Here is a 25,664-nt window from a genome sequence, read left to right on the forward strand (position 1 = left end):
AGGGGGCGGGTTGCGTCTTAGTGGGAATGCCTGGGCACGCCGGCGCCCCGGCGGCCCACCAGGAAGTCGAAGTCGCAGCCTTCGTCGGCCTGCAGCACGTGCTCGACGTACAGCTTGCGGTAGCCGGAGCCGTCCGCGGGCTCCGGCTTCTGCGTGGCCGCCCAGGTGGCGAGGCGGTCCGCGAGTTCTCTCTCGGGCACGTCGAGGTGCAGGCGGCCGGCATCGGCATCGAGCTCGATCCAGTCGCCTTCGCGCACCACGGCCAGCGGGCCGCCGGCGCGCGCTTCGGGCGCGACGTGCAGGACGACGGTGCCGTACGCGGTGCCGCTCATGCGCGCGTCGGAGATGCGGACCATGTCGGTCACGCCCTGTTCCAGCACCTTCGGCGGCAGGCCCATGTTGCCTACCTCGGCCATGCCGGGGTAGCCGCGCGGGCCACAGTTCTTGAGGACCAGCACCGAGTCGGGCGTGACGTCCAGCGCCGGGTCGGCGATGCGCTTCTTGTAGTCCTCGAGGTTCTCGAAGACGACGGCGCGACCGCGGTGCTTCAGCAGGCTGGCCGTCGCCGCGGAGGGCTTGATCACGGCACCGCGCGGCGCGAGGTTGCCGCGCAGGATGCGCATGCTCCCGTCCTCCACCAGCGGGTTCTCCCACTCGCGGATCACTTCGGTGTTGTAGGCGGGCGCGTCCTTCACGTTTTCCCAGAGCGACTTGCCGTTCGCCGTGAGCGCGTCCGGGTGCGGCAGCCGGCCGGCTTCGCCCAGGCGGCGCAGCACGGCGGGGAGGCCGCCCGCGTAATAGAAGTCCTCCATCAGGAAGCGACCGGACGGCATCAGGTCCACCAGCGTCGGCGTGCCGCGCCCGATGGCGGTCCAGTCTTCCAGCGCGAGCTCCACGCCGATGCGGCCCGCGATCGCCTTCAGGTGGATCACGGCGTTGGTCGAGCCACCGATCGCGGCGTTGGTGCGGATCGCGTTCTCGAAGGCCTGGCGCGTCAGCAGCTTCGACAGCTTCAGGTCCTCCAGCACCATCTCCACGATGCGCATGCCGCTCAGGTGCGCCAGCACGTAGCGTCGGGAATCCACTGCGGGGATGGCGGCGTTGTGCGGGAGCGTCACGCCCAGCGCCTCCGCCATGCACGCCATCGTGCTGGCGGTACCCATGGTGTTGCAGGTGCCGGCCGAGCGTGACATGCCCGCTTCGGCCGCCATGAACTCGTGCAGGGTGATGTGGCCCGCCTTCACCTGCTCGGATAGCTGCCACACCGCCGTGCCCGAGCCGATGTCGCGGCCCTGGTGCTTGCCATTGAGCATGGGCCCGCCGCTCACGGCGATGGCGGGCACGTCGACGCTGGCCGCCCCCATCAGCAGCGCCGGCGTGGTCTTGTCGCACCCCACCAGCAGCACGACGCCGTCGATGGGATTGCCACGGATGGCTTCTTCCACGTCGATGCTCGCGAGGTTGCGCGTGAACATCGCGGTAGGTCGCAGGTTCGACTCGCCGTTGGAGAACACGGGGAACTCCACGGGGAAGCCGCCCGCCTCGAAGATGCCGCGCTTCACGTGCTCCGCCAGCTTGCGGAAGTGCGCGTTGCAGGGCGTGAGCTCCGACCAGGTGTTGCAGATGCCGATGATGGGCTTGCCCTGGAACTCGTGGTCCGGGATGCCCTGGTTCCGCATCCAGCTGCGGTACATGAAACCGTTCTTGTCCGTGGTGCCGAACCACTCGGCGGAACGGAGCCTGACGGGGGGCTTGGCCATGCGGGGTCCTGGGCTGCGACTGCGGAGCGGCAAATATAGTCAGACTAAATATGCATTCCCTCCGGAAAAACCCGCAGGAAATCCGCTTCTTGACAGCATGAAGTCTGACTACATAATCCCGTCCTTTCTCAGCCGGGGAGTCCCGCCATGCCTGCCTTCGCCCGCTATCCGAGCCTCGCGGACCGCACCGTCTTCGTCACCGGGGGCGCCACCGGCATCGGGGCGACGCTGGTGCAGGCGTTCGCGGAGCAGGGCGCGAAGGTGGGTTTCCTCGACATCGCGCGCGAGCCGGGCGAGGCGCTCGCGCGTTCGCTGGAGGGCAGCCGGCACGCGCCCCTGTTCGTGGAAGCGGACCTCACGGACATCGCGGCACTGGAGCGCGCGCTCGATGCCGTCCGCGAGCGCTTCGGCCTGATCACCGTCCTCCTGAACAACGCCGCCAACGACACGCGCCACAGGATCGAGGACACCACCCCCGAGTACTGGGACAAGTCGCTCGCGGTGAACCTCAAGCACCAGTTCTTCGCCGCGCGCAGCGTGTCCGCGGACATGAAGCAGGCCGGCGGCGGCTCCATCGTCAACTTCGGCTCCGTGAGCTGGAAGCTCAAGCAGGGCGGCATGCCCGCGTACACCACGTCCAAGGCGGCCGTGCAGGGCCTCACCCGCAGCCTGGCCCGCGACTTCGGCCCGTTCAACATTCGCGTGAACACGCTGGTGCCGGGGTGGGTGATGACGGAGAAGCAGGTGCGCCTGTGGCTCACCGAGGAAGGCAAGGCCGACATCGCGCGCGGGCAGTGCCTCCAGCAGCCGCTGCTGCCGCAGCACATCGCGCACATGGCGCTGTTCCTGGCGGCGGACGACAGCGCGATGTGCACCGCGCAGGACTTCGTGGTGGACGGAGGCTGGACTTGAGCGACGTGCGGCTCGTGGTGGACGCCGGCGACCGCCTCGGCGAATGCGCGCTGTGGGACGGCGCGGCCTTCTGGTGGACCGACATCGAGGGATCGAAGATCTGCCGGCTGGAGGCCGGCGGCAGCGTGCGCACCTGGAAGCTGCCGGAGCGCGTCGGCAGCTTCGCGTTCTGCGGGGGCAGCGCCACGAAGCTGCTGCTGGGGCTGGCATCGGGCATCGCGGTGTTCGACACCGCCGGCGATTCGCTCTCGCCCGTGATCCCGGTCGAGGCCGACCAGCCCACGACCCGCATCAACGACGGCCGCTGCGACCGGCAGGGCCGCTTCCTCTTCGGCATGTTCAATCCGGAGGAGGCGAGCATCGGCGGCCTGTACCGCGTGCATCCCGACCTGCGCGTGGAACGCCTGCCGCTTCCGGCTGCCGCCGTGGCCAACAGCATCTGCTTCAGCCCGGACGGCGCCACGATGTACTACGCGGATTCGCCGACGCGCACGATCTGGTCGCTGGACTACCACGCGGACGGTCGCATGGGCACGCCGCGCGTGTTCGTGCGCCTGCGCGAGGACGAAGGCTTTCCGGACGGCTCCTGCATCGACGCGCAGGGCGGGCTGTGGAACGCGCAGTGGGAAGGCCGCTGCGTGGTCCGCTACGACAGCGATGGGCGGGAGACCGAGCGCATCGCCTTCCCCGTGTCGCGCCTCACCTGTCCCGCTTTCGGCGGGCCGGGGCTCGATGTCCTGTACGTGACTTCCGCGCGCGGTGGGCTGTCGAAGGAGCGGCTGCGCGAGGAGCCGCAGGCCGGCGGCGTGTTCGCCGCCGCCACGCGCTGGCGCGGCCTGCCGGAGACCCGGTTCGCGCTCGCCCCATCCACCCATCCTTGAGGACGACATGCACGCCACCCGCTACCAGGGCGTTTTTCCGGTGGTGCCCACCACCTTCCGCGAGGACGGCAGCCTGGACCTCCCGAGCCAGAAGCGCTGCGTGGATTTCATGATCGATGCGGGTTCCACCGGCCTGTGCATCCTGGCGAACTTCTCCGAGCAGTTCCTGCTGGCCGACGAGGAGCGCGAGGTCCTCACGCGCGCCATCCTCGAACACGTCGCCGGCCGCGTGCCCGTGATCGTCACGACCACGCACTTCAGCACCGAGGTATGCGCTGCCCGCAGCCGCCGCGCGCAGGAGCAGGGCGCCGCCATGGTGATGGTGATGCCGCCGTATCACGGGGCGACGCTGCGCGTGGGCGAGGAGAAGATCCACGAGTTCTACGCGCGCCTCTCGGACCGCATCGCCATCCCGATCATGATCCAGGACGCGCCCGTAGCCGGCACGCCCCTGTCCGCCGCATTCCTCGCCCGCATGGCGCGAGAAATCGAACACGTCGCCTACTTCAAGATCGAGACAGCGGGCGCGGCGAGCAAGTTGCGCGAGCTGATCCGGCTCGGCGGCGAAGCGGTGGAAGGGCCGTGGGACGGCGAGGAAGGCATCACGCTGCTGCCGGACCTGGAAGCCGGTGCGACCGGCGCGATGACGGGTGGCGGCTATCCCGACGGCATCCGCACGATCCTCGACCCCTGGCAGGCCGGTCGCCGCGACGAGGCTGCGCGGGCGTACGAGCGCTGGCTGCCCCTCATCAACTACGAGAACCGGCAGGGCGGCATCCTCACCGCCAAGGCCTTGATGAAGGCGGGTGGGATCATCGATTGCGAAGCGCCGCGGCATCCGTTCCCGGCGATGCATCCGGCGGTGCGGGAGGGGCTGCTGGCGGTGGCGAAGCGGTTGGATCCGCTGGTGTTGCGGTGGGGGTGATGAGGGGGGATCGCTGGGGTTCGCTGCGCGAAACCCAGCCTACAGGGTCGCCGCGTTTCCCGTAGGCTGGGTTTCGCGCAAGCGAACCCCAGCGTTTCGATTGCGCGAAACGCAGCCCACAGGGTCGCCGCGTTTCCCGTAGGCTGGGTTTCGCGCAGCGAACCCCAGCGTTTCGACGTCACCCCCGCCCCGCGTTTCGCCCTAAACCCCCGCCTCCAGCGCCACCCCATACGACTCCGCCGCCGCCGTCCGGATCGCCGCGAGCATCACGCGCGCCGCCGGCGACAGCGGCCGGTCCGTGCGCGTGATCAGGCCGAACGCGTCCATCTGGCACGGCAGGTCGATCGGCAGCACCGCCACCAGGTTGTGGCTCTCGTAGTAGCGCCCGACGTCACCCGCCACCAGGCCGATCATGTCGCCCTGGCCGATCATCTTGGTGACGAACAGCAGCGCGGCGCTCTCGATCAGGTTCGCCGGCGCCTCCAGGCTCTCCTCGCGGAACATCAGGTCGAAGCGATGCCGCAGCACGCTGCCTTCGGGCGGCACGATCCAGCCCCAGCCGCTGAGGTCGCGCAAGGTGAGGTGGTCCACTTCCAGCAGCGGGTGCCCGGGACGCACCATCGCGACCACGGGCTCCTCCGCCAGCGCTTCGAACCGCAGCGCCGTCTTGTCGTGCTGCGCGAACAGGCGGGCCACGAGGATGTCGAGCCGGGCCTGCGCCATGCGTTCCATCAGCACGTCGCTCGTTTCCACCTGCAGCGACACGCGCAGCTTCGGGTGCGACTGCTTCACGCGCGCGATGGCCTGCGGCAGCAGCATGATGCCCGGCGTCGTGATCGTGCCGACGCTCACCTGCCCGAAGCGCCCGGCCTTGAGCTCCTGCACTTCGTCGTGCGCCTGGTTCAGGCTGGACAAGGCGGTGCGCGCGTGGCGCACCATCGCCTCGCCGTAGACGGTGGGCCGCATGCCGCGCGGCAGCCGCTCGAACAGGGGCACGCCCAGCACGTCCTCCAGGTCCTTCAGGAGCTTGGACGCGGCCGGTTGCGTCATGGCCAGCACCTCGGCCGCGCGGTGGATGTTGCCTTCCTCGTCCAGGGCGACGAGCAGCAGCAGCTGCCGCGTCTTCAGCCGCGCGCGGATGAACCAGTGCGAGTAGTTGACCAAGCCGCCGTCCCTAGGGTTTGCATGAATGCCGATTCCGGTATCGCAGTGTGCCGAAACGCGATTGGTCGCGTATCCCTGCTCGCCCTAGTATCCGCACCCACCCCGGAACGGAGGCAGGAGGGGCATGCGCGAAGTCCTCAAGAACTACATCAACGGACATTGGGAAGGCGGCGTCACGACGGGCACGAGCGAGAACCCGTCGGACCTGTCCGCCCCCGTGGCCGACTACGCCCGCGCCGACGCCCGCCAGGCCGAGGCCGCGATCGATGCGGCGCACGAAGCCTTCGCGAGCTGGTCGCTCAGCACGCCGCAGCGCCGGGCCGACGTGCTGGATGCGGTCGGCAGCGAGCTGCTCGCGCGCAAGGACGAACTCGGCAGCCTGCTCGCGCGGGAAGAGGGCAAGACCCTGCCGGAAGCCGTGGGCGAAGTCGCGCGCGCCGGGCAGATCTTCAAGTTCTTCGCGGGCGAGGCGCTGCGCATTCCGGGCGAGAAGCTCGCGTCGCCCCGCGCGGGCGTCGAGGTCGAGGTCACCCGCGAGCCGGTGGGCGTCGTCGCCGTCATCGCGCCCTGGAACTTCCCCTTCGCGATCCCCGCGTGGAAGATCGCGCCCGCGCTCGCCTACGGCAACACCGTCGTGTTCAAGCCGGCGGAACTGGTCGCGGCCTGCGGCTGGGCGCTGGCGGACATCATCAGCCGCGCCGGCCTGCCCGCGGGCGTGTTCAACCTGGTCATGGGCAGCGGCCGGCAGGTCGGCCGCGTGCTCGTGGAGAACCGCGGCGTCGACGCCATTACCTTCACCGGGTCCGAAACCACCGGTCACCAGGTGTTGCAGCAGGCTGCCGCGCGCCGCGCGAAGGTGCAGCTCGAGATGGGCGGCAAGAACCCCCTGGTGGTGCTCGCGGATGCGGACCTGGACCGCGCGGTCGAATGCGCGGTGCAAGGCGCCTTCTATTCCACCGGCCAGCGCTGCACGGCATCGAGCCGGCTCGTGGTCGAAGCCGGCGTGCACGACGCTTTCGTGCAGAAGCTGCGCCAGCGCATGCGCCAGCTCACGGTGGGCCACGCCGAGGAGCGCGGCACCGACATCGGGCCGGTCGCGAGCGCGGCGCAGCTGGACACCAACCTGTCCTGGCTGGAGATCGCGCGCGCGCAAGGCGCCGAGCACGTCTGCGGCGGCGAGCTCGTCGAGCGGCGCACGCGCGGGCATTTCATGGCGCCGGCGCTCTTCCTCGCCACGCCCGAACAGCGCGCCGCCCGCGAAGAAATCTTCGGCCCCATCGCCGTCGTGCTGCGCGCGAACGACTACGAGCACGCGCTCGCGCTCGCCAACGACACGCCTTACGGCCTGTGCGCCGGCATCTGCACCACCTCGCTCAAGCACGCGACGCACTTCCGCCGGCACGCACAGGCAGGCATGGTCATGGCCAACCTGCCCACCGCCGGCGTGGACTACCACGTGCCCTTCGGCGGCCGCAAGGCTTCGAGCTACGGCCCGCGCGAGCAGGGCCGCCACGCGGCGGAGTTCTTCACCACCGTGAAGACCGCCTACGTGTGTGCCTGAACCGGTTGACCCACCAACTCCCAAAGGAGACGACACCATGATGAACCGCCGCCGCGCCGCCCTCGCGGGCACCGCCCTCCTGGCCATCGCCGGGATGCCCCTGGGCGCCTTCGCCCAGCAGAAGAAGATCGTCCTCGGCTTCAGCCAGATCGGCGCCGAGAGCGAATGGCGCACCGCCAACACCGAGTCGATCAAGCAGGCCGCCAAGGACGCGGGCATCGAGCTGAAGTTCTCCGACGCGCAGCAGAAGCAGGAGAACCAGATCAAGGCCATCCGCTCCTTCATCGCGCAGAAGGTGGACGTGATCGCCTTCTCGCCGGTCGTCGAAAGCGGCTGGGGCACGGTGCTGCGCGAAGCCAAGGCGGCGAAGATCCCCGTGATCCTGACCGATCGCGCCGTGAACGAGAAGGACGACTCGCTGTGGGTCACCTTCATGGGCTCCGACTTCCTCGAAGAGGGCCGCAAGGCGGGGCGCTGGGTCGTCGACAACATCAAGGGCGGCGAAGTCAACATCGTGGAGCTGCAGGGCACCGTGGGCTCCGCGCCCGCGATCGACCGCAAGAAGGGCTTCGAGGAGGTGATCAAGGGCAAGCCGCAGTTCAAGATCGTGCGCTCGCAGACCGGCGACTTCACGCGTGCCAAGGGCAAGGAGGTCATGCAGGCCTTCCTGAAGGCGGACCCGAAGAAGATCAACGTGCTCTACGCGCACAACGACGACATGGCCATCGGGGCGATCCAGGCGATCGAGGAAGCCGGCCTCAAGCCGGGGCAGGACATCAAGATCGTGTCCATCGACGCGGTGAAGGGCGCCTTCGAAGCCATGATGGCCGGCAAGCTGAACGTCACCGTGGAATGCAGCCCGTTGCTGGGCCCGCAGTTGATGAAGGCGGTGCAGGACGTGGTGGCCGGCAAGCCCGTGCCGAAACGCATCGTGACGGAAGAGACGATCTTCCCGATGGAAAGCGCCGCCAAGGTGTTCCCCACCCGCAAGTACTGATGGCCCACCCCCGAAGCGCCTTCGGCGCCTCCCCCTCAAGGGGGCGCCACCAGCGGCCCGGCAAAGCCGGTTCCGCGGTGGCACCGGATCGGGCCGTGGCGTTGTTGCTCCCTCTCCCTCTGGGAGAGGGTTGGGGTGAGGGCAGGCGGCCGTGACCTCGCCACCCGCCCTCGAACTGGGCGGCATCACCAAGTCCTTCCTCGGCGTGCGCGCGCTCGCCGGGGTGGACCTGCGCCTGCAGGCGGGCGAGGTGCATGCGCTCATGGGGCAGAACGGCGCCGGCAAGTCCACGCTGATCAAGGTGCTGACCGGCGTGCATGCGGCGGATGCGGGGACGATCCGCATCGCCGGCGAGCTCGTGCAGCCGCGCTCGCCGCTCGATGCGCAGCGCCTCGGCGTGAGCACGGTGTACCAGGAGGTCAACCTCTGTCCCAACCTCTCCGTCGCGGAGAACGTGTTCGCCGGTCGCTACCCGCGCAAGTGGGGCCGCATCGATTGGCGCGCGATGGAGGACCAGGCGCGCGCGCTGCTCGCGCGCCTCAGCCTGGACATCGACGTCACCCGCCTTCTCTCGAGCCATCCCGTCGCCGTGCAGCAGATGGTGGCCATCGCGCGTGCGCTGAGCGTCTCCGCCAAGGTCCTGGTGCTGGACGAGCCCACTTCCAGCCTCGACGAGGACGAGGTGCGGCGCCTCTTCGCCGTGCTGCGCCGCCTGCGCGACGAAGGCATGGCCATCCTGTTCGTCACGCACTTCCTCGACCAGGTGTACGCGATCGCGGACCGCATCACCGTGCTGCGCAACGGCGAGCTCGTGAGCGAGTACCGCGTGGAGCACCTGCCGGCGCCCGCGCTGGTGTCCGCCATGGTGGGGCGCGAGCTCGCCGCACGGCGTGAGGCGGCGCCTGCGCCTGCCACCGGCAGCGGCGGCGACGCGCTGGTCGAGCTGCGCGGCCTGGGCAGCAAGGGCGTGGTGCAGCCCACCGACCTGGCGCTGCGCGCGGGCGAGGTCGTCGGGCTCGCGGGCCTGCTCGGCTCCGGCCGCACCGAACTCGCGCGCCTGCTGTTCGGGCTGGAACGCGCCGACCAGGGCGAGCTGCGCGTGCGCGGCGCGCCGGTGCGCGTGGAGCAGCCCGCGCAGGCCGTGGCGCTCGGCATGGGCCTGCTGCCGGAAGACCGCAAGACGCACGGCATCGTCGCCGACCTGTCGCTGCGCGAGAACATCGTGCTCGCGCTGCAGGCGCGCCGCGGCGTGATGAAGAACCTGGGCGCGCAGGAGCAGGCGCGGCTGGCCGAAGGCTTCGTGCGCGCGCTGGGCATCAAGGCGGCCAGCCTCGACATCCCCATTGCACAGCTGTCCGGCGGCAACCAGCAGAAGGCGCTGCTCGCGCGCTGGCTCGCCACGCAGCCCAGCCTGCTGATCCTGGACGAGCCCACGCGCGGCATCGACGTCGCCGCCAAGCAGGAAGTGATGGACGAGATCCTGCGGCTGGCCGGCGAAGGCATGGCGGTGCTCTTCATCTCCTCGGAGATCGACGAGGTCGTGCGCGTCGCGCACCGCATCGCCGTGCTGCGCGACCGCCGCAAGGTGGGCGAACTGCCCGCGGGCTGCCAGGAGCAGGACGTGTACCACCTGATCGCGGAGCAGGCATGAACCGGGTCTGGAAGCATCGGTTGTTCTGGCCGGTGGTCACGCTGGTGCTGCTGCTCGTGCTGAATGCAGCCTTCAACCCCGGCTTCCTGCGCGTCACGGTGCGCGACGGGCACCTGTACGGCAGCCTCATCGACATCCTCAAGGGCGCGGCGCCGCTGGCGCTGGTGGCGCTCGGCATGACGCTCGTGATCGCCACGCGCGGCATCGACATCTCGGTGGGCGCGGTGGTCGCCATCGCAGGTGGCGTCGCCGCGTGGATGATCGGCGGCTCGCTGGTGATCCACGACGGCGTGAGCACCCACGTGAGCCGCTTCCCCATGCCGGTCGCCATCCTGTGCGCGCTGCTCGTCGCCATGCTGTGCGGCGCCTGGAACGGCGCGCTGGTCGCGTGGGTCGGCATGCAGCCGATCATCGCGACGCTGATCCTCATGGTCGCCGGGCGCGGGGTCGCGCAGCTGATCACCAACGGCCAGATCATCACCGTGTACTACGCGCCGTACTTCACCATCGGCAACGGCTACGTGCTGGGCCTGCCAGTGCCTTTCCTGCTGGCGGCCGCGGTGTTCGTCGCGCTCCTGCTGCTGGTGCGGCGCACGGCCCTCGGTCTCTTCATCGAAGCGGTCGGCATCAATCCGGCGGCGGCGCACCTGGCGGGCCTGCCCGCGCGGCGCATCACGTTCTGGGCCTACGTGTTCTGCGGCCTTTGCGCCGGCATCGCGGGTCTCATCGTGAGTTCGACCGTCAAGAGCGCGGACGGCAACAACGCCGGCATGCTGATGGAGCTGGACGCGATCCTCGCCGTCACGCTGGGCGGCACCTCGCTCACCGGCGGCCGCTTCAGCCTGGCCGGCACGGTGGTCGGCGCGCTGGTCCTGCAGACGCTCACCTATGCCATCTATTCGGTGGGCGTGCCGCCGGAGGTGAACCTCGTCGTCAAGGCCGCCGTGGTGTTCGCGGTGATGCTGCTGCAGTCGCCCGAGTTCCGGCAGGCGCTGGCGCAGTGGGCCCGCCGGCCGCTGCCGGTGCAGGAGGCGACGCGGTGAGCGCCAACCTGAGCCTGGCCGTCGAGGAGCAGCCGCTGCCGGCGCCCGCGCCGCGGCGCCGTGGCCTCGACCGCAAGTACGTGCCGCTGCTCGTCACGGTCACGCTGTTCGTGGCGATGGCGGCGCTCGGGTCCGTGCTGTACACGGGCTTCTTCTCCGCGCAGGTGTTCCTCAACCTGCTGATCGACAACGCCTTCCTGTGCATCGTGGCGGTGGGCCTGACCTTCGTGATCGTGTCCGGCGGCATCGACCTGTCGGTGGGCGCCGTGATCGCGCTGACGACCATGGTGTCCGCCGCGCTCGTGGAGCGCCACCAGTGGAGCCCGCTGGTGGTGATCTCGCTCGTTCTCGTGATGGGCACCGTATTCGGCGCGACCATGGGCTTCCTCATCGAGCGCTTCCGCCTGCAGCCCTTCCTGGTGACGCTGGCGGGCATGTTCCTGGCGCGCGGCCTGTGCTACCTGATCAGCATCGATTCCATCAGCATCACCGACGGCTTCTACACGGCGGTGTCGCAGGCGCGGATCCCGGTGTGGGCGGACGCGCAGGTCTCCGTGGGCGCGGTGATCGCGCTCGCGATGGTCGCCGCCGGGACCTTCGTCGCGCACTTCACGCAGTTCGGCCGCACGGTCTACGCGATCGGGGGCAACGAGCAGTCCGCGATGCTCATGGGGCTGCCCGTGCGCTCCACGCTGGTGGGCGTGTACGCGTTCAGCGGCTTCTGCTCCGCGCTGGGCGGCGTGGTCTTCACCTTCTACATGCTCTCGGGCTACGGCCTGCATGCCGTGGGCCTGGAGCTGGATGCGATCGCGGCCGTGGTCATCGGCGGCACGCTGCTGTCCGGCGGGGTGGGCTACGTGTTCGGCACGCTGTTCGGCGTGCTGATGCTGGGAATCATCCAGACGCTGATCATGTTCGACGGCAGCCTCAGTTCCTGGTGGACGCGCATCGCGATCGGCGGGCTGCTGTTCCTGTTCTGCCTCCTGCAGCGCCTGTTCGAGCAGCGCCGGCGCGCCGCCTGAGGCCTCAGCCGCGGCCGATCTTCCGCACCTCGATCAGCCGCACCAGGCTGTCGCGGTGCATCCGGAACAGGTCCAGCGTCTCGCGCATGGAACGCAGCAGCGCCTCCGCGCGCTCCTGCTCCTGCTGCGTCATGCGGCGCGTGCGCATGCGCGCTTCCTGCGCCTCGATCCGCCGCAGCGCCAGCGCGATCCGCTCCTCCGCCTGCGCCAGGCGCTCGCCGTGGTTCTGCTCCGTCATGCCCTGCGCCCGTTGTTTCGGGTCCAAGGATAGTGGGGCCATTTGTGCATTTCCGGACACAGGCCTGGGCCTCTCCCGCACCCCGCGGCGGGCGGCCCCGGGCGTGAGCGACAATCACGGCGCCAATGAGTGAGGGTCCCGGTCTGAGTCATCGCTTCGCGCGCGTGCAGCGCAGGGCCCTCGCCACCGCGCGGCGGCCCATGTTCCGGGCCGGCGTGCGCGACTGCGGCCCCATGACCATCGGCATCTCGGCCTGGGGCCTCGTGGCCGGCGTGGCGATGGCCAAGAGCGGCATGGGCGTCCCGCTGGCCATCCTGATGTCCATCCTGGTATCGGCCGGCACGTCACAGGTCGCCGCCTTGCCCCTGATCGCCAGCGATGCCCCGATGTGGGTGGTGTGCGCCACGGTGGCGTGCGTCAACCTGCGCTTCCTGGTCTTCAGCTACCAGTACCGGCCGTATTTCGCGCACCTGCCGCGCGGCAAGCGCGTGTTCCTCAGCTACTTCATGGGGGACACCATCTTCGCGATGTTCCTGCGCCGCTACCCCGAGCCGCGGCGCGAGCCCGGCCAGCTGGATTACTTCTGGGGCGCGGCCGTCGTGAACTACGGAGCCTGGCAGGTCGCCGTGATCACGGGCATCGTGGCGGGCGCCGCCATCCCGCCGGAGTGGGGCATCGGCTTCGCCGGCACCATGGCCTTGCTGGCGCTGGCCTGCAGCCAGCTGCGCAGCCCTTCGACCTGGGTGGCCGCGTTCGTCGCCGCCTGTGCGGCGGTTGCCGCGTATGCGCTGCCCCTGCGCCTGAACATCGTCGTCGCGATCTCCGCGGCCGTGGCCGTGGGCGTGCTGGCGCAGCACGCGCGGCCCGCTTCCTCCCGCTGACCGGCGCCGCATCGTGAGCACGCTCGAGATCTTCCTCACCATCCTCGGCATGGCGGCCGTCACCCTCCTGTGCCGCGCCTTCTTCCTGCTGCCGGAGCAGGACCTGCCCATGCCGCGGTGGCTGCGCGAAGGGCTGCGCTATGCGCCGGTGGCTGCGCTGGTGGCCGTGGTCGCGCCCGAGATCGTCATGACGCAAGGGCACCTGATTTCCACCTGGAAGGACGCGCGCATCTTCGGCGCCGTGGCAGGCCTCACGTTCTACACGCGCAAGCAGGACCTGTTCGGCACCATCGTCGTCGGGACGGGGGTGATGCTGGGACTGCGTTTCGGGCTGGGCTGGTAGCTACTTCGCCGACGTCGACACGAGCGGCACGTGCTTGGGCGCGGCCTTGACCACGTTGGTCGGGGCCGGCTTCGCCGCCATCGCGGCGCGCTGCTCTTCGCCCGTCGTCTTGTGGAAGCGATAGACGCCCGCCGCCGCGAGCACGGCCAGCACGAGCAGGTAGCGCTTCTCCGCGGCGCGGTTGCCCGAGAAGACTGCCAGCAGTGCGGCGCCCACGATGCCCACGACGAGCATCTTCATGTCGAGCGTCAGCGAATTGAAGAAGTCCATGGGTCGTTCTCGAAGCGGCAGGTGGTGCCACTGTAGCGAACGGCAGCGCAGGCGCCCAGCCGCGGAGGGCGTTTTGGCGCCGTCTGTTGCGGAGGCGCCGCTGCCTCAAGGTAACCATTTGCCACCCCGCCCGGGGCTTGCGCGGGCCGCCGCTGTTCCCTACAAGTGAGCCCCAGCGGCGGCGCAAGCCTGCCGCCCGGGGAGGGACGACGATGACGAGCTCCATCGAGCAGCTGGCCGCCGCGCGCCGCGGCGAACTCTCGCCGGCGCAGCAGGCCGGCTTGCAGCAACCCCTCTGGGGGCTTGCCCTGTCGGGCGGCGGCATCCGCAGCGCCACCTTCTGCCTGGGGCTCGTGCGCAGCCTCGCGCGCAACCAGGTGTTCCACCGCTTCGACCTGCTGTCCACCGTCTCCGGCGGGGGCTACGTCGGCGCCATGATCGGGCGCCTGTTCCACCAGGCGCAGCCGGCGTCGGGCGAGACCAAGGCCGAAGCCGTCGAAGCGGCGCTCGGCGACGCCGACCGCCGCTGGTTCGCGTGGTGGCTGCGCGCCAACGGCCGCTACCTCGTTCCGCACGGCACGAAGGACGCCTTCTTCGCGGCCGCGACCTTCGGCCGCAACTTCGTGGCGGTGCACATCGAGCTGGCCTTGCTGTGCATCCTGCTCGGTCTCGCGCTGGTGGGCATCGACCTCGGCGCGTGGCAGGCCGTGGACGGCTGGAGCCGCGACACGGCGGGCAGGTCGGCGGTCGAGGCGCAGGCGCTCCTGTGGCTCACCGGATGGCCGACCGTGTGGCTCCTCCTGCCCGTGGTCGCCGCGTTCAGCGCGATCGCCGCCGCCGTCTACTGGAACTTCCCTGCCGACGCCGAACGCACGATCCCGGGCTGGCGCTGGTTCGCCGTGGCGCTCGCGGCGGCGGGCCTGTACGTGATCGCCACCGCCTGGCCGTGGCTGCGCGAAGAGCTCCAGTTGCCGCTGCCCGTGCTGCTTACGGTGGTGGCGCTGGACGTGATGTTCATCTTCGGTGCCGCGATCGCGCTCGTGCTGCTGCTGGCGGTGGGCGCGCACGGCAGGGTGCGCAACCGCCTCACCGCGACGCTCGGCCTCCTGCTGCGGATCGCCGTGGGCATCTTCGTCGCGGGTGCGCTCGACTACTACGCGTGGCAGCTCGCGCTGGGTGGCGGCGGCCTGCAGGGCCGGGTGGCGGTGGGCATCGCCGTCGCGGGCGTGGTCCTGCGCGCGGTGCTGCCGAAGGTGGCGGAGTTGCCGCGCAACTTCCCGCCGCTCGTGCGGCATGCGATCGGCGCGCTGCTCAACGTCGCGGGGCTGATGGTGCTCGCCGGCCTCGTGATCTTCTGGATCAGCGTGGTGCATGGCCAGGTCACGCAGCGGCTCTTCTCGCTCGCGGAGCAGACGACGGCCGCGGAGCCGGCCTTCCGCCTGGCCTGGCTCGCGTGGTCCGCCGTGCTCGTGCCGGCGCTGCTCATGTTCTTCGTCTCGGCGAGCAACGCCGCGTTCCTGAACAAGTCGTCGCTGTACGCCTTCTACAAGGCGCGGCTGGTGCGCGGCTACCTGGGGGCCACGAACCCGCAGCGGCTGGGCGGCGGCGTCGACCCGCTGGGCGTCGTGCCCGAAGTCCGCAGCGCGAGGCCCGTGAGCGTGAACACCTTCCAGGCGGACGACGACATGCCGCTCGCCGACTACGCCCCGCATGCGAGCGGCGGGCCGGTGCACCTGATCAACGCCTGCGCGAACCAGACCCGCGACCCGCGCGGCGGACTGTTCAACCAGGACCGCAAGGGGCTGCCGGTGACGGTGGGCGCGCAGCACCTGCGCATCGGCGCCGGCGGCTGGGAGTCCCTGGGCGGCGAGAACGCCCTCACGCTGGGCTCCTGGATGGCGATCTCCGGCGCCGCGGTCTCGCCGGGCCTGGGCGGCGCGACGCGTCCCGGCATCTCCGCGCTGGCGATGATGGCGGGCCTGCGCCTCGGCTACTGGTGGGAACGCCAGGAGGGCCGGGACAAGTGGAGCGCCTTCGGCAAGTACGGCCTGCTGGTCAACGAGTTGCTCGGACGCTTCGACATCGCCGGCATCCGCCCCTGGTTCCTGAGCGACGGCGGCCATTTCGAGAACACGGCCGCCTACGCGCTGCTGCGCGAACGCTGCGAGCTGATCGTGCTGGCGGACTGCGGGGCCGACCCGCGCTACGCGTTCGGCGACATCGAGAACCTGGTGCGCAAGGCCCGCATCGACCTGCAGGCCGACATCAGCTTCCTGAAGCCGAAGCCGCCCCTGGAGCGCGGCTGGGAGTCGTTCGGCTCCCTGAGCGACATCGCTTCGGCGGAGTCGAGCGCGTCCCTCGCGCTCGCGCACATCGATTACGGCGCGGGGAAGAATCCCGGCTACCTGGTGGTGGTGAAACCGAGCATGCGTGCGGGCCTGCCCGTGGACCTGGTGAACTTCAAGGCGGACAACCCCGCGTTTCCGCAGGAGCCCACGGCCGACCAGTTCTTCGACGAATCGCAGTGGGAAAGCTACTTCCGCCTGGGCACCATCCTCGGCGAGGGCATCACGCCCGCCTTGCTGCAGTCGGTCGGCGACGTGGCGGCCCGCTGTTTCGAGATCGACGACGGGGCCCTGACGCACGCCGACGGCAAGCACCCGGCGGGCCCGGCCGCGGCCGCTGCGGCGTCGGCGGCGGCGGCGCCGGTGAAGCGGCTCCCGGCGCGCATCGTCGCCACCGGCGCGGTCACCACGTCGATCAGCATCGGCGCCATCGCGAGCCTGGGCGTCACGGCCTACCAGGCGATCAACAGCGAGGCGAAGGAGCGCGAAGCGGCGGAGAAGCGCGACCCGGCGGAGACGAAGGAGCTCTCCAAGCTCTATGCGGAGCTGCTGGCGGCGAAGGCGGGCGAGCGCGGCAAGCCCACGGTGAACCTCGTCGTCGCCCTGGCCGGCCTCGCCGACCGCGTGTGCGACAAGCCGAGCGCGAAAGGCTACCAGGCGAACCCGTACCTGCAGGCGATGCTGCGGGAGGCGCGGGCGTCCTGCGAAGCGGATCCGCAGATCGCCGGCATCTGCCTGGACACGCTCGACGCCGCGGCGTGCCTGAAGCAGCAGCCGCGCGCCCGCTGCATCGCGCAGTACTGGATCCGCGACTACGAGCACGATGCGCTGAACTGCCGGCCGCAGGAGCAGCTGGAGGCGATCCGCGAGCGCGAGAAGGCGCAGACGGCCGCCGACAAGGCACTCGCCCCGGCCGCACCCGCTTCGGCGGCACCGCAAGTCGTGGCGAGCGCGCCCGCGCCCACGACGGTGACCGCGCCGCCCGCGGGGCCCATCGTGCAGCAGCGCGGGAGCGGCGACGACCGCGGCGTGCGGACCGCGGCCGAGGCCGCGGGGTCGATGCCGGTGGCCTCTGCCCCGGCCGCCGCGCAGGCCGCCAGCGACGCGTGCAAGGGCAAGACCATCTACATCCAGATCTACGGCCCCGACCAGCGCGAAGTGGCGCGCACGCTGCGGGCCCGGTGGACGGAGCTCGGGGCGAAGGTGCCCGGGGTCGAAGACGTCACGCAGTCCGCGCGCCAGGCCCAGCGCCAGCCGCCGCTGCCGGTCGGCGCGCCGACGGTGATCCAGCACCAGCCGGAGCTGCAGGCCTGCGCCAGCGAGATCGTGGCCAGCGGCAAGGCGGCGTCGACGGCTTACGCGACGAGCAACTGGGTGATCCGCGAGCTGCCGCTGCGCCTCAAGGCCACGCAGGACCTGCTGGAGGTGTGGCTGCCGCCGGTGGTGGGACGGTGAGCCGACGCGTCAGCGCGGCGAGGTGCCGCCGGTGCCCCGCGCACCGCCCCACTGCGCGAAGTGCGTCGCGGTCGCGAGCGTGGTCCCCATCACCACGAGGCTGAGCGCCACCACGGCGTAGAGCACGCCGGGCGAGCCGGGCGCGAGCCGGATGGCCAGCCAGCCCCCGGCGGCCATCACCAGCAGGCGTGCGGTGCTCGCGGTCAGCGGCCATGCGAGCCGGCCGGCGCCCTGCGAGGCGAAGAACAGCGCCAGGCCCAGGCCGAAGAAGCCGTAGGAGCCGCCGACGATGCGCAGGTACGTGCTGCCCGCTTCGCGCACCGCCGCGTCCGCGGAGAACAGGGCCATCCACGCCTGCGGCCACATCGCCGCGGCAAGGCCGATGAGGCCGGTGACCGCCCACACGAGGCTGGCGCCCGTCCACGCGACGCGCTTGGCCCGCACGGCCTGCTGCGCGCCGAGGTTGGTCGCCACCATCGCGGTCAGCGCGCCGCCGATGCCGAAGGCGATGGGCACGAGGATGTATTCGAGGCGCGCCGCGATGCCATAGGCCGCGACGGCCAGGCTGCCGAAGGTGCCCACGTACGCGGTCGCCAGCGCGATCGAACTGTTGCTCAGGACCGGGCTCAGCGCCGAAGGCAGGGCGAGCTTCAGGATCGTGCGGAAGCTGTCGCGGCGCAGCTCCCAGCGCGTGCCGACGATGCGCACCTGGCGTCCGCGCCGCGACAGCCACGCGAGCAGCCCCAGCGCGGACAACGCATTGCAGGTCACGGTGCTCGTTGCCGCACCGGCAACGCCCAGGCCCGGCCACGCGCCCGCACCGAAGACGAGCACGGGGCAGAGCAGCAGGTGCATGACGGTGGTCGCGACCAGTGCCAGGGCCGCCGCCGCCATGTCGCCGGTGCCGCGCGCGACGCCGGCCAGCACGTTCACGCACCAGATCGCCGCCGCACCCGAAAACAGGACCGCCGCATAGCGGCTGGCCTGCGCGAGCACCGCGTCGCGTGCGCCCATCGCCGCGTACAGCGCGGGGCTGGCGGCCACGAGCGTGAACAGCAGCGAGGCCACCAGCCCGAGCAGCAGGGCGTGCTGGGCGAGTCGCGTGGCTTGCGGCGCGTCGCCTGCGCCGAGGGCGCGCGCCACGACCGCCGTGGTGCTGCCGCCGAGCCCGCCGGCGGACATCTGCAGCATCAGCATGGCAAGCGGCAGGACCACGGCCACGCCCGCCAGCGTGTCGGCGCCGAGCCGGCCGACGATGTAGCCGTCGAAGCCAATGACGACCGTGTTCGCGAAGAGGCCCAGCACGTTGGGCGTGGCGAGGCGCAGCAGGGTGGGCAGCACGGGGCCGCGCAGCATGCGCTGCGTGGCGGCGTTGGCGGGGAGGGCGGCGGCGCTCATCGCGCTTCCCTGGCCGCGCCAGCGTCGAACCGTTCCAGGAGGAAGCGGCGATTGCTGGCCAGGTGCCGGCGGCCCAGCGCGTTGTCGCCGAGGGCGCGAGCGATCTGCAGCGCACCGACCATCTGCGAAGCCACGATCGCGGCGGCGTCCGGCGGCGCGTCGGGCCCGAGCGCGGCGGCGACCCTCGCGATGAGCGAGGCGATGCGGTCGCCCGCTGCCGCGCGCACCGCGTCGGACTGCCGCGGCACGTCCGACAGCAGCGCGGCGACGGGGCAGCCGCGGTCCGCCGCCTTGAGGTGGGTCTCGGAGAGATAGCTCTCCACGAGCGCGCGGAACCGGCTGCCGGCCCGGGCTTCGCCGGCGGCCATGGACCGCTGCAGCCGCCCCTGGCTGTCCTCGCCGGCGCGCTGCAGCGCCTCCACGATGAGGGCGTCCCGCGAAGGAAAGTGCGCATAGAAGCCGCCGTGGGTGAGCCCGGCCCGCTTCATGATGTCCGCCACGCCGACGCCGTGGAAGCCGGTCTCGCGCAATGCGCGCGCGGCGGCGTCGAGGATGCGGTCGTGGGTGAGCTGCTTGCGGCTGGGTGCGGGATCCATGGCTTCCTCCAGGCTGGGCCGCAGCATAGCCGGAAATATGATGACCATCATATGAGCGGGGCCAAGGCCGCCCGGCAACGCGCCGTTACAACGTCATGTCGAAATCCGCGCCGCCCGATCGTCATCCTCGTGGGGGCGGCATTCGCCGCCCCCATCACAGGAGATTGCGCATGAGCTACGTGGATGGATTCGTGCTTGCCGTGCCGACGGCGAACAAGGACAAGTACCGGGCGATGGCCCAGGTTGGCGCGGAGGTGTTCCGGGAACTGGGCGCGCTGCAGGTCGTCGAGTGCTGGGGCGACGACGTGCCCGAGGGCAAGGTGACGTCCTTCCCCATGGCCGTGCAGCGCAAGCCGGAAGAGACGGTCGTGTTCGCGTGGATCACCTGGCCTTCGCGCGCGGTGCGCGACGAGGGCATGAAGAAGTCCATGGACCACCCGCGCATGCGGGAATTCATGAACAACATGCCCTTCGACGGCCAGCGGATGATCTTCGGCGGCTTCGAGGTGATCGTCGAGGCTTAGGAACCCAGGGCGGGGCTCACGCCCCGTGGCACTTCTTGTACTTCTTGCCGCTGCCGCAGGGGCACGGGTCGTTGCGTCCCGGCTCCGGGGCCTTGCGCACCGGATCGATGCGCGGGCCGAGGCTGCGCGCGATCTGGCGCAGCTCGTACACCGCCCAGATCGCCGAGCCCACGGCATCGAGGCGGTCGTTGCTCACGCTGGGCGGGCCGTCCTCGCTGTACATGGAAACGGCGGGCTCCCCGGTATCGCCTTCGGTGAGCGCGACGATGTCCTGCAGCGCGTTGTCGAACATCTCCGCCGCTTCGTCGTCGCGCGGCGCTTCCCAGTCGCCGGGCCAGCTTTCCACCGCGTACATGAAGCCCAGCGCCCACACCTGCGCGTAGGCCGGCAGGTTCTCGAGGTCGCCTTCGACGCGTTCCTCGGGCGGCAGCGAGAGGATGGCGCCGCGCGTGTCGAGCGCTTCCGGGTGGTAGGTGCGCTCGTCCTCCAGCACTTCCACCGGCTGGTCGAGGGCGGCGGCCATCTCCTGCCAGCGTCGCCGCCAGCGCCACACGAACTCCATGTGCTCCATCGGCCGGAAGTCGTCGCCCAGCAGCACGGGCCAGTACTCCTCGGCGGGCACCTCGCGGCGCATGCACAGCAGCGCGGCCAGGAAGCCTTCGCAGAACTCCCACTGCGGGATCTCCTCGTCGCGCTCGCGCAGCAGGTCGAGCTCGTCGTCGAGCGCGTCGAAGTCTTCGGAGGTGAGGGGGCGGGGGGTGCTCGCAGCGGACGTCAAGGCGGGTTCCAGGGGATCGGGGCAGGGCGGGCATTATGCGCCCGGCCCCCGAAACAAAACGACATGAACCGCGACCGCGGCGAGATGCGCCCGCGGGGCCGCGCCGGCACGATGGCGTCCCCATCCCACTGGAGCCCTGCGATGCGACCCTGGATCAAGAGAACCCTGCTTGGCGTGTTCGGCGCCACCGTCGCCCTCGGCGGCCTCACCGCCTGCGGGCACCGCTACGCGCACGAGCGCTTTTCCTCGATGAGCGCGGAGGAGAAGGCGGAATTCCGCCAGCGCGCCGTCGACCGCGTGACGAGCCGCCTCGAGCTGAACGCGGACCAGAAGCAGCGGCTGCAAACCCTGGCCGGCAAGCTGCACGAGCAGGCCACGGCCTTGCGCGGCGCGACGGACCCGCGTGCCGAAGTGCGCTCGCTCGTCGCCGGCGAGAAGTTCGACCGCGCGAAAGCCCAGGGGCTGCTGGCCGGCAAGGTCGAAGCGGTGAACACGAAGAGCCCGGAAGTCATCGCGGCGTTCGGCGATTTCTACGACAGCCTCTCGCCCGCGCAGCAGGCGAAGGTGCGTGACTTCCTGGAGCGCCGCCATGGGTGGCGCCGTGGCTGAGCGCGCGGCGGCCCCCGCCTGGGTGCGGGCCGTCGCCGAGACCGTGGACGACCCCCGCGCCGAACTGCAGGCGCTGGTCTGGGGCCCGCGCTTCGACCGCGACCATGCCTTCGCGCTGCTCGCGCGGCTGCCGCGGGTGGAGGGTCCGTGGCTGGAGGCGGTCCGCACTTTCGGCGACCGCTTCGATGCGCTGCCACCCCTGGCCCAGCGGGCCCTTCGCGAAGGGCTGCTGGGCATGGCCGACAATGCCGCATGCCGCGCATCCTGCTGATCGACGACGACGCGCAGCTCGGCGAACCGCTGGCCGCCTACTTCGCCCGCTTCGGGCTCGAGCTGCACCAGGCCACGCGCCCGAGCGAAGGCCTGGCGCGGCTGCGCGAAGGCGGTTTCGACGCGGTGATCCTCGACGTGATGCTGCCGGAGCAGGACGGCTTCGCGGTCTGCCGCGCGATCCGCGCGGAGGGCGACGTGCCCGTGCTCATGCTCACGGCGCGCGGCGAGGTGATGGACCGCGTCGTGGGGCTGGAGCTGGGCGCGGACGACTACCTGCCCAAGCCCTTCGAGCCGCGCGAGCTGGTGGCGCGCATCACGACCGTGCTGCGCCGCCGCCGCGCGGTGCCCGCCGACGCCAGGCTGCGCTTCGACGGGCTCGTCATCGACCCGGTGACGCGCAGCGTGGAGCGCCAGGGCGAGGCCGTGGAGCTCACGGGCACGGAGTTCGAGCTGCTGCTGGTGCTCGCGCGCGAGCCGGGCCGCGTGTTCGGCCGCGACGACATCCTCAACCAGCTGCGCGGCCACGAGGCGGAGCTGTACACGCGCGCCGTCGACATCGTGGTGAGCCGCCTGCGCCGCAAGCTCGAGCCGCTGGCGGCGATCAAGACACTGCGCAACGCGGGCTACGCGCTGGCGCTGCGGCCGCAGGCGCATGGCTAGGCCCTGGCACCAGCGTGCCCGGCGCCACATGCGCCACTCGCTCAAGGCGCGCCTGGTCGCCTTGTTCCTGCTGCTCGCCTTCGCGCTCGGCGGCGCCTTCATGTTCGGCATGCAGAAGGCGCTGGGCATCGGCTGGCGCGACGCGGCGCGGCCGCTGGTCAGCGACTACGTGGACCGGCTCGCGGCGGATCTCGGCTCGCCGCCTTCGGTGGACCGGGCGCGTGCGCTCACCGGGCGCCTGCCGATCACCGTGCGCATCGAAGGACCGCAGGTGCAGTGGGAAAGCCATCCGACGACCACAGAGGACGGGCGCGCGCATGACCGCTGGGCCCGCGACGACGGCCTGCTCGTGCGCACCAGCGCCGACGGCCACCGCATCGCCTTCGGCCTGAACGTCCAGCCCTGGCGCGAGCGGCCGCGCATCTGGGCCTGGAGCACGCTGGCCACGCTGCTGCTGCTGACGTGGGTCGCGTACAAGTTCGTCCGCCGCCTGCTGCGCCCGCTGGACGACATCCGCGCGGGCGCGCAGCGCTTCGGGCGCGGCGAGTTCACGCAGGCGATCCCCGTGCGCCGCAACGACGAACTCGGCGAACTCGCGGAAGACGTGAACACCATGGCCCGCAGCATCCACCAGATGCTGGAAGCCAAGCGCGCGCTGCTGCTGGCCATCAGCCACGAGCTGCGCAGCCCGCTCACGCGCGCGCGGCTGCACGTGGAATTGCTGCCGGAAGGGGGCGAAGCCTCGGTGCGTCGCGAGGCCTTGCTGCGCGAACTGCAGGAAATGGCGGACCTCGTCACCGAGCTGCTGGAGAGCGAGCGGCTGGGGCAGGGACACGCGGCGCTGCAGCGCGAACCTGCGGATCTCGGCGAGCTGGTCCGCGAGGTGGCGAACGACGGCGTGACCCTCGAGATCGCACCCGACGTGCCGCGCCTGGAGCTCGACCGCGCCCGCGTGCGGCTGCTGGTGCGCAACCTGGTCGACAACGCCCTGCGGCACGGCGCCGCGGCGCAGGCGCCTACGGTGCGGGTCGCGCGCGAGGCGGATGGCAGCGTGGTGCTGGGCGTGCGCGATTTCGGCCCGGGGGTGGACGAAGGAGTGCTGTCCCAGCTGGCGGAGCCGTTCTACCGGCCGGACGCATCGCGCGAGCGCGGCACCGGCGGTGTGGGGCTGGGGCTGTACCTGTCGCGCCTCGTCGCGCAGGCGCACGGGGCCGCGTTCACGGTGCGCAACGCGCACCCCGGGCTGGAGGTGCTCGTGCGCTTCCCGGCGCCCTGAAGTCTTTGGCTGGCCTTCAGGTTCGGCTTGCACAATGCGCTTGCGGCCGGTGCCCCGGCCGGGAGACCACGATGAAATACCTGGCGCTCGTTCTCGCGGCCTGCTCCCTTGGCTTCGTGATCTTCCAGGTGCGGACCGCGCCGCCCGACGGCGCGGATCCGGAAGCGAAAGTCGCGTTCCTGAAGAAATGCTTCCGCGACCCGAGAGCGTGCGAGGCGCCCCCGGCAGCCCGCGTTCGCCACTGACGCGAGACGCACTCCCTCCCCCTCTCCCAGGGGGAGAGGGAGACATACAGTCAGGCCGCTTGCAGGCGCACGCGACCCCCGCTCGCCTCCATGTTCTTCGCCAGCAGCTTCACCAGCGCATAGACCGCGTCGATGTGCGGTGTCGGCGTGTCGGTGAGGCGCGCGAGTTCCGCGACCGAGCCCACCAGTGCGTCGATCTCCGGCGCCCGCCCCGCCTCGATGTCCTGCAGCATCGAGGTCTTGTGGCGGCCCACCTTCTCCGCGCCGGCGATGCGCTTGTCCAGCGGCACGCGGAAGGTGATGCCCAGCTTGCCGGCCACCGCCTGCGCCTCGCGCATCATGTCCGCGGCGAGGCCGCGCCCGAGCGGGTCCTGGCAGATGTCCAGCAGCGTCGCGTGCGTGAGGCCGCTGATCGGGTTGAAGCTCAGGTTGCCCCACAGCTTCAGCCAGATCTCGGCGCGGATGTCCGTGAGCACCGGCGCCTTGAACCCGGCGCGCGTGAACGCGGCGGCGATGCGCTGCACGCGTTCGCTCTCGCTGCCATCCAGTTCGCCGAGGGGAAAGCGGTCCCCCTCGACGTGGCGCACCACGCCGGGCGCGACCAGCTCGGACGCCGGGTAGACCACGCAGCCGATCACCCGTTCCGGCGGGATGCGGCGCGCGAGTTCGCCGTCGCTGTCCACGCTGCGCACGGGGCTGCCTTCCAGCACCCCGCCCGTCTTGTGGAAGTACCAGAAGGGGATGCCGTTCTGCATCGTCACGACGGCCGTGTCCGCATGGAACAGGCGCGGCAGCTGCTCCGCGACGGCGGCGACCTGGTGCGCCTTGGTCGCGAGGATCACGAGGTCCTGCGGCCCGGCCTCGCCGTAGTCGTCCGTCGCGCGGACGTTGCGCGCGACCTGCTCGCTGCCGTCGGCGTACTGCAGGCACACGCCGTGCTCGCGGATCGCGCGCAGGTTCTCGCCGCGCACGAGGAAGGTGACGTCCTCGCCCGCGAGCGCGAGCTTCGCGCCGACGTAGCCGCCGATGGCGCCGGCGCCGATGATGGCGATCTTCATGGAGGTCTCCCTAGGCGAAATGGTTGCTCAGGCGGCCCACGCCGGGGATCTCCACTTCCACCGTGCTGCCCGGCTTCATGGAACCCACGCCGATGGAGGTGCCGCACAGGATCACGTCGCCCGGCAGCAGCGTCATGTCCTGCGAGATCAGGCTCACGAGCTGCGCCACGGAGAAGCGCATGTCGCTGACCGGGTAGTCCTGCCGCACCTCGCCGTTCAGCAGCGTGCGCACGCGCAGCTTGGCGGGGTCGAGGCCGGTGGCGACGGCGGGGCCGATGGGGCAGAAGGTGTCGAAGCCCTTGGCCCGCACCCACTGCGGGAAGGAGGCATCGCGGTGCAGGATGTCGGCCACCGTCACGTCGTTGGCGCAGGTGAAGCCGAGGACGTGCTCCATCGCGTCCTGCTCGCGCACCTGCTTGGCCGTGCGCCCGATCACCACGCCCAGCTCGCCTTCGAACACCACCTTCGCCCCGCCGCCCGGGTGGCGGATGGTGCCGGCCGGGTCCAGGTAGGAGTTGGGCGTCTTCAGCAGGTACAGCGGTTCCGCGGGCGCGGACAGCTGCAGCTTGTCGCCGAGCGCCTTGAAGTTGTTCCAGAGCGCGATGACCTTGCTCGGGCGCACCGGCATGAGCAGGCGCACGTCCTCCACGGCGAGGGTGCGGTCGCCTCGCTGCGGGTACTCGAACATGTTGCCGTGCCAGACGCGGACCCGGTCGCCTTCGAGCGTGCCGAAGCACTCGAGGCCCTGGTGCCGGAAACGTACCCAGTGGTGCTGCATCGCGATCTCCTGTTTTGTTGC

Annotated in this window: 26 protein-coding genes; 17 read left to right on the forward strand and 9 right to left on the reverse strand. The window is 70.9% G+C overall.

Annotation, left to right across the window (positions count from 1 at the left end):
• Positions 1–17 precede the first annotated feature (17 nt).
• On the reverse strand, positions 18–1,760 hold the full coding sequence (locus tag H8N03_RS22645; protein ID WP_187078503.1) for an IlvD/Edd family dehydratase: 1,743 nt from the start codon (positions 1,758–1,760) through the stop codon (positions 18–20).
• A gap of 147 nt (positions 1,761–1,907) precedes the next feature.
• On the opposite strand from H8N03_RS22645, the gene H8N03_RS22650 reads away from it, so the two are divergent.
• Genes H8N03_RS22650 through H8N03_RS22660 form a run of 3 tightly spaced genes read left to right on the forward strand, consistent with a single transcriptional unit; the run spans position 1,908 to position 4,478 of the window.
• Positions 1,908–2,672 (forward strand): SDR family NAD(P)-dependent oxidoreductase, encoded by a 765-nt coding sequence (locus tag H8N03_RS22650; RefSeq protein WP_187078504.1) that lies wholly within the window; start codon positions 1,908–1,910, stop codon positions 2,670–2,672.
• A gap of 5 nt (positions 2,673–2,677) precedes the next feature.
• Positions 2,678–3,553 carry an SMP-30/gluconolactonase/LRE family protein gene (locus H8N03_RS22655; protein ID WP_354005167.1) on the forward strand — a complete coding sequence of 292 codons (876 nt, stop codon included), beginning with the start codon at positions 2,678–2,680 and terminating at the stop codon, positions 3,551–3,553.
• 7 nt (positions 3,554–3,560) lie between these two features.
• The gene (locus H8N03_RS22660) at positions 3,561–4,478 is read left to right on the forward strand and encodes a dihydrodipicolinate synthase family protein (RefSeq protein ID WP_187078505.1); all 918 of its coding nucleotides are present in this window, start codon (positions 3,561–3,563) and stop codon (positions 4,476–4,478) included.
• 201 nt (positions 4,479–4,679) lie between these two features.
• Here the strand turns inward: H8N03_RS22660 and H8N03_RS22665 are convergent, their stop codons facing one another.
• Positions 4,680–5,642: a LysR family transcriptional regulator gene (locus H8N03_RS22665; protein ID WP_187078506.1), complete on the reverse strand. Its 963-nt coding sequence runs from the start codon at positions 5,640–5,642 to the stop codon at positions 4,680–4,682.
• A 124-nt stretch (positions 5,643–5,766) separates the two neighbouring features.
• Between H8N03_RS22665 and H8N03_RS22670 the strand changes: the two genes are divergently transcribed.
• From H8N03_RS22670 to yjfF, 5 genes are all read left to right on the forward strand, one after another.
• Positions 5,767–7,203, forward strand: coding sequence for an aldehyde dehydrogenase family protein (locus H8N03_RS22670; RefSeq protein ID WP_187078507.1), 1,437 nt, complete (start codon positions 5,767–5,769; stop codon positions 7,201–7,203).
• Between the two features lie 40 nt (positions 7,204–7,243).
• A complete protein-coding gene (locus H8N03_RS22675) occupies positions 7,244–8,200 on the forward strand; it encodes an ABC transporter substrate-binding protein (protein WP_187078599.1) in 957 nt (318 codons plus the stop codon).
• Positions 8,201–8,351: 151 nt separating this feature from the next.
• Entirely contained in the window at positions 8,352–9,851 is a 1,500-nt protein-coding gene (locus tag H8N03_RS22680; protein WP_187078508.1) for a sugar ABC transporter ATP-binding protein, read from the forward strand.
• Complete coding sequence (locus H8N03_RS22685; protein ID WP_187078509.1) at positions 9,848–10,894, forward strand: ABC transporter permease; 1,047 nt, start codon at positions 9,848–9,850, stop codon at positions 10,892–10,894. The genes H8N03_RS22680 and H8N03_RS22685 overlap by 4 nt, the downstream gene beginning before the upstream one ends.
• Positions 10,891–11,916: a galactofuranose ABC transporter, permease protein YjfF gene (gene yjfF / locus H8N03_RS22690; protein WP_435531681.1), complete on the forward strand. Its 1,026-nt coding sequence runs from the start codon at positions 10,891–10,893 to the stop codon at positions 11,914–11,916. The genes H8N03_RS22685 and yjfF overlap by 4 nt, the downstream gene beginning before the upstream one ends.
• Before the next feature lie 4 nt (positions 11,917–11,920).
• Here yjfF and H8N03_RS22695 read toward each other — a convergent pair whose 3' ends face one another.
• Positions 11,921–12,181, reverse strand: coding sequence for a hypothetical protein (locus H8N03_RS22695; RefSeq protein WP_187078510.1), 261 nt, complete (start codon positions 12,179–12,181; stop codon positions 11,921–11,923).
• 137 nt (positions 12,182–12,318) lie between these two features.
• Between H8N03_RS22695 and H8N03_RS22700 the strand changes: the two genes are divergently transcribed.
• Together H8N03_RS22700 and H8N03_RS22705 are read left to right on the forward strand one after the other, a co-directional pair.
• Positions 12,319–13,035 carry an AzlC family ABC transporter permease gene (locus H8N03_RS22700; protein WP_222623109.1) on the forward strand — a complete coding sequence of 239 codons (717 nt, stop codon included), beginning with the start codon at positions 12,319–12,321 and terminating at the stop codon, positions 13,033–13,035.
• 13 nt (positions 13,036–13,048) lie between these two features.
• Entirely contained in the window at positions 13,049–13,378 is a 330-nt protein-coding gene (locus tag H8N03_RS22705; RefSeq protein WP_187078512.1) for an AzlD domain-containing protein, read from the forward strand.
• On the opposite strand, the gene H8N03_RS22710 is transcribed toward H8N03_RS22705, so the two are convergent.
• Positions 13,379–13,648: a hypothetical protein gene (locus H8N03_RS22710; RefSeq protein WP_187078513.1), complete on the reverse strand. Its 270-nt coding sequence runs from the start codon at positions 13,646–13,648 to the stop codon at positions 13,379–13,381.
• 212 nt (positions 13,649–13,860) lie between these two features.
• On the opposite strand from H8N03_RS22710, the gene H8N03_RS26065 reads away from it, so the two are divergent.
• The gene (locus tag H8N03_RS26065) at positions 13,861–17,448 is read left to right on the forward strand and encodes a patatin-like phospholipase domain-containing protein (RefSeq protein WP_222623110.1); all 3,588 of its coding nucleotides are present in this window, start codon (positions 13,861–13,863) and stop codon (positions 17,446–17,448) included.
• 9 nt (positions 17,449–17,457) lie between these two features.
• Here H8N03_RS26065 and H8N03_RS22720 read toward each other — a convergent pair whose 3' ends face one another.
• Both H8N03_RS22720 and H8N03_RS22725 read right to left on the reverse strand, forming a co-directional pair.
• On the reverse strand, positions 17,458–18,846 hold the full coding sequence (locus H8N03_RS22720) for an MATE family efflux transporter (protein ID WP_187078514.1): 1,389 nt from the start codon (positions 18,844–18,846) through the stop codon (positions 17,458–17,460).
• On the reverse strand, positions 18,843–19,442 hold the full coding sequence (locus H8N03_RS22725; protein ID WP_187078515.1) for a TetR/AcrR family transcriptional regulator: 600 nt from the start codon (positions 19,440–19,442) through the stop codon (positions 18,843–18,845). Before H8N03_RS22725 ends, H8N03_RS22720 begins: the two co-directional genes overlap by 4 nt.
• 170 nt (positions 19,443–19,612) lie before the next feature.
• On the opposite strand from H8N03_RS22725, the gene H8N03_RS22730 reads away from it, so the two are divergent.
• Positions 19,613–19,966 carry a DUF1428 domain-containing protein gene (locus H8N03_RS22730; RefSeq protein WP_187078516.1) on the forward strand — a complete coding sequence of 118 codons (354 nt, stop codon included), beginning with the start codon at positions 19,613–19,615 and terminating at the stop codon, positions 19,964–19,966.
• Positions 19,967–19,982: 16 nt separating this feature from the next.
• Here the strand turns inward: H8N03_RS22730 and H8N03_RS22735 are convergent, their stop codons facing one another.
• A complete protein-coding gene (locus H8N03_RS22735; protein ID WP_255428350.1) occupies positions 19,983–20,744 on the reverse strand; it encodes a YecA/YgfB family protein in 762 nt (253 codons plus the stop codon).
• A 141-nt stretch (positions 20,745–20,885) separates the two neighbouring features.
• Here H8N03_RS22735 and H8N03_RS22740 point away from each other — a divergent pair, with 141 nt between their 5' ends.
• The 5 genes from H8N03_RS22740 to H8N03_RS22760 all read left to right on the forward strand — a co-directional run bounded on the left by H8N03_RS22740 (position 20,886) and on the right by H8N03_RS22760 (position 23,807).
• Positions 20,886–21,353, forward strand: coding sequence for a Spy/CpxP family protein refolding chaperone (locus H8N03_RS22740; RefSeq protein ID WP_187078517.1), 468 nt, complete (start codon positions 20,886–20,888; stop codon positions 21,351–21,353).
• Positions 21,334–21,624 (forward strand): hypothetical protein, encoded by a 291-nt coding sequence (locus H8N03_RS22745; RefSeq protein WP_222623111.1) that lies wholly within the window; start codon positions 21,334–21,336, stop codon positions 21,622–21,624. Before H8N03_RS22740 ends, H8N03_RS22745 begins: the two co-directional genes overlap by 20 nt.
• Positions 21,606–22,286, forward strand: coding sequence for a response regulator transcription factor (locus tag H8N03_RS22750; RefSeq protein WP_187078519.1), 681 nt, complete (start codon positions 21,606–21,608; stop codon positions 22,284–22,286). Before H8N03_RS22745 ends, H8N03_RS22750 begins: the two co-directional genes overlap by 19 nt.
• Positions 22,287–22,314: 28 nt before the next feature.
• Positions 22,315–23,562 (forward strand): sensor histidine kinase, encoded by a 1,248-nt coding sequence (locus tag H8N03_RS22755; protein ID WP_255428351.1) that lies wholly within the window; start codon positions 22,315–22,317, stop codon positions 23,560–23,562.
• 71 nt (positions 23,563–23,633) lie between these two features.
• Positions 23,634–23,807, forward strand: a complete 174-nt coding sequence (locus tag H8N03_RS22760) for a hypothetical protein (RefSeq protein WP_187078521.1) — start codon at positions 23,634–23,636, stop codon at positions 23,805–23,807.
• Between the two features lie 50 nt (positions 23,808–23,857).
• Here H8N03_RS22760 and H8N03_RS22765 read toward each other — a convergent pair whose 3' ends face one another.
• Both H8N03_RS22765 and H8N03_RS22770 read right to left on the reverse strand, forming a co-directional pair.
• Complete coding sequence (locus H8N03_RS22765) at positions 23,858–24,865, reverse strand: 2-dehydropantoate 2-reductase (RefSeq protein WP_187078522.1); 1,008 nt, start codon at positions 24,863–24,865, stop codon at positions 23,858–23,860.
• Positions 24,866–24,875: 10 nt separating this feature from the next.
• On the reverse strand, positions 24,876–25,643 hold the full coding sequence (locus H8N03_RS22770) for a fumarylacetoacetate hydrolase family protein (protein ID WP_187078523.1): 768 nt from the start codon (positions 25,641–25,643) through the stop codon (positions 24,876–24,878).
• Positions 25,644–25,664 lie beyond the last annotated feature (21 nt).

The organism is Ramlibacter cellulosilyticus, assembly GCF_014297465.1.
In the GTDB taxonomy this organism is placed as follows: domain Bacteria; phylum Pseudomonadota; class Gammaproteobacteria; order Burkholderiales; family Burkholderiaceae_C; genus Ramlibacter; species Ramlibacter cellulosilyticus.

Excerpts from the sequence above, each read along its gene's own strand:
- H8N03_RS22760 (WP_187078521.1), top strand. The coding sequence starts at position 23,634 with ATGAAATACCTGGCGCTCGTTCTCGCGGCCTGCTCCCTTGGCTTCGTG.
- H8N03_RS22675 (WP_187078599.1), top strand. The coding sequence starts at position 7,244 with ATGAACCGCCGCCGCGCCGCCCTCGCGGGCACCGCCCTCCTGGCCATC.
- H8N03_RS22650 (WP_187078504.1), top strand. The coding sequence starts at position 1,908 with ATGCCTGCCTTCGCCCGCTATCCGAGCCTCGCGGACCGCACCGTCTTC.
- H8N03_RS22770 (WP_187078523.1), bottom strand. The coding sequence starts at position 25,643 with ATGCAGCACCACTGGGTACGTTTCCGGCACCAGGGCCTCGAGTGCTTC.
- H8N03_RS22740 (WP_187078517.1), top strand. The coding sequence starts at position 20,886 with ATGCGACCCTGGATCAAGAGAACCCTGCTTGGCGTGTTCGGCGCCACC.
- H8N03_RS22730 (WP_187078516.1), top strand. The coding sequence starts at position 19,613 with ATGAGCTACGTGGATGGATTCGTGCTTGCCGTGCCGACGGCGAACAAG.
- H8N03_RS26065 (WP_222623110.1), top strand. The coding sequence starts at position 13,861 with ATGACGAGCTCCATCGAGCAGCTGGCCGCCGCGCGCCGCGGCGAACTC.
- H8N03_RS22765 (WP_187078522.1), bottom strand. The coding sequence starts at position 24,865 with ATGAAGATCGCCATCATCGGCGCCGGCGCCATCGGCGGCTACGTCGGC.
- H8N03_RS22720 (WP_187078514.1), bottom strand. The coding sequence starts at position 18,846 with ATGAGCGCCGCCGCCCTCCCCGCCAACGCCGCCACGCAGCGCATGCTG.
- H8N03_RS22745 (WP_222623111.1), top strand. The coding sequence starts at position 21,334 with ATGGGTGGCGCCGTGGCTGAGCGCGCGGCGGCCCCCGCCTGGGTGCGG.
- H8N03_RS22645 (WP_187078503.1), bottom strand. The coding sequence starts at position 1,760 with ATGGCCAAGCCCCCCGTCAGGCTCCGTTCCGCCGAGTGGTTCGGCACC.
- H8N03_RS22660 (WP_187078505.1), top strand. The coding sequence starts at position 3,561 with ATGCACGCCACCCGCTACCAGGGCGTTTTTCCGGTGGTGCCCACCACC.
- H8N03_RS22750 (WP_187078519.1), top strand. The coding sequence starts at position 21,606 with ATGCCGCGCATCCTGCTGATCGACGACGACGCGCAGCTCGGCGAACCG.
- H8N03_RS22710 (WP_187078513.1), bottom strand. The coding sequence starts at position 13,648 with ATGGACTTCTTCAATTCGCTGACGCTCGACATGAAGATGCTCGTCGTG.
- H8N03_RS22685 (WP_187078509.1), top strand. The coding sequence starts at position 9,848 with ATGAACCGGGTCTGGAAGCATCGGTTGTTCTGGCCGGTGGTCACGCTG.
- H8N03_RS22725 (WP_187078515.1), bottom strand. The coding sequence starts at position 19,442 with ATGGATCCCGCACCCAGCCGCAAGCAGCTCACCCACGACCGCATCCTC.
- H8N03_RS22755 (WP_255428351.1), top strand. The coding sequence starts at position 22,315 with ATGCGCCACTCGCTCAAGGCGCGCCTGGTCGCCTTGTTCCTGCTGCTC.
- H8N03_RS22670 (WP_187078507.1), top strand. The coding sequence starts at position 5,767 with ATGCGCGAAGTCCTCAAGAACTACATCAACGGACATTGGGAAGGCGGC.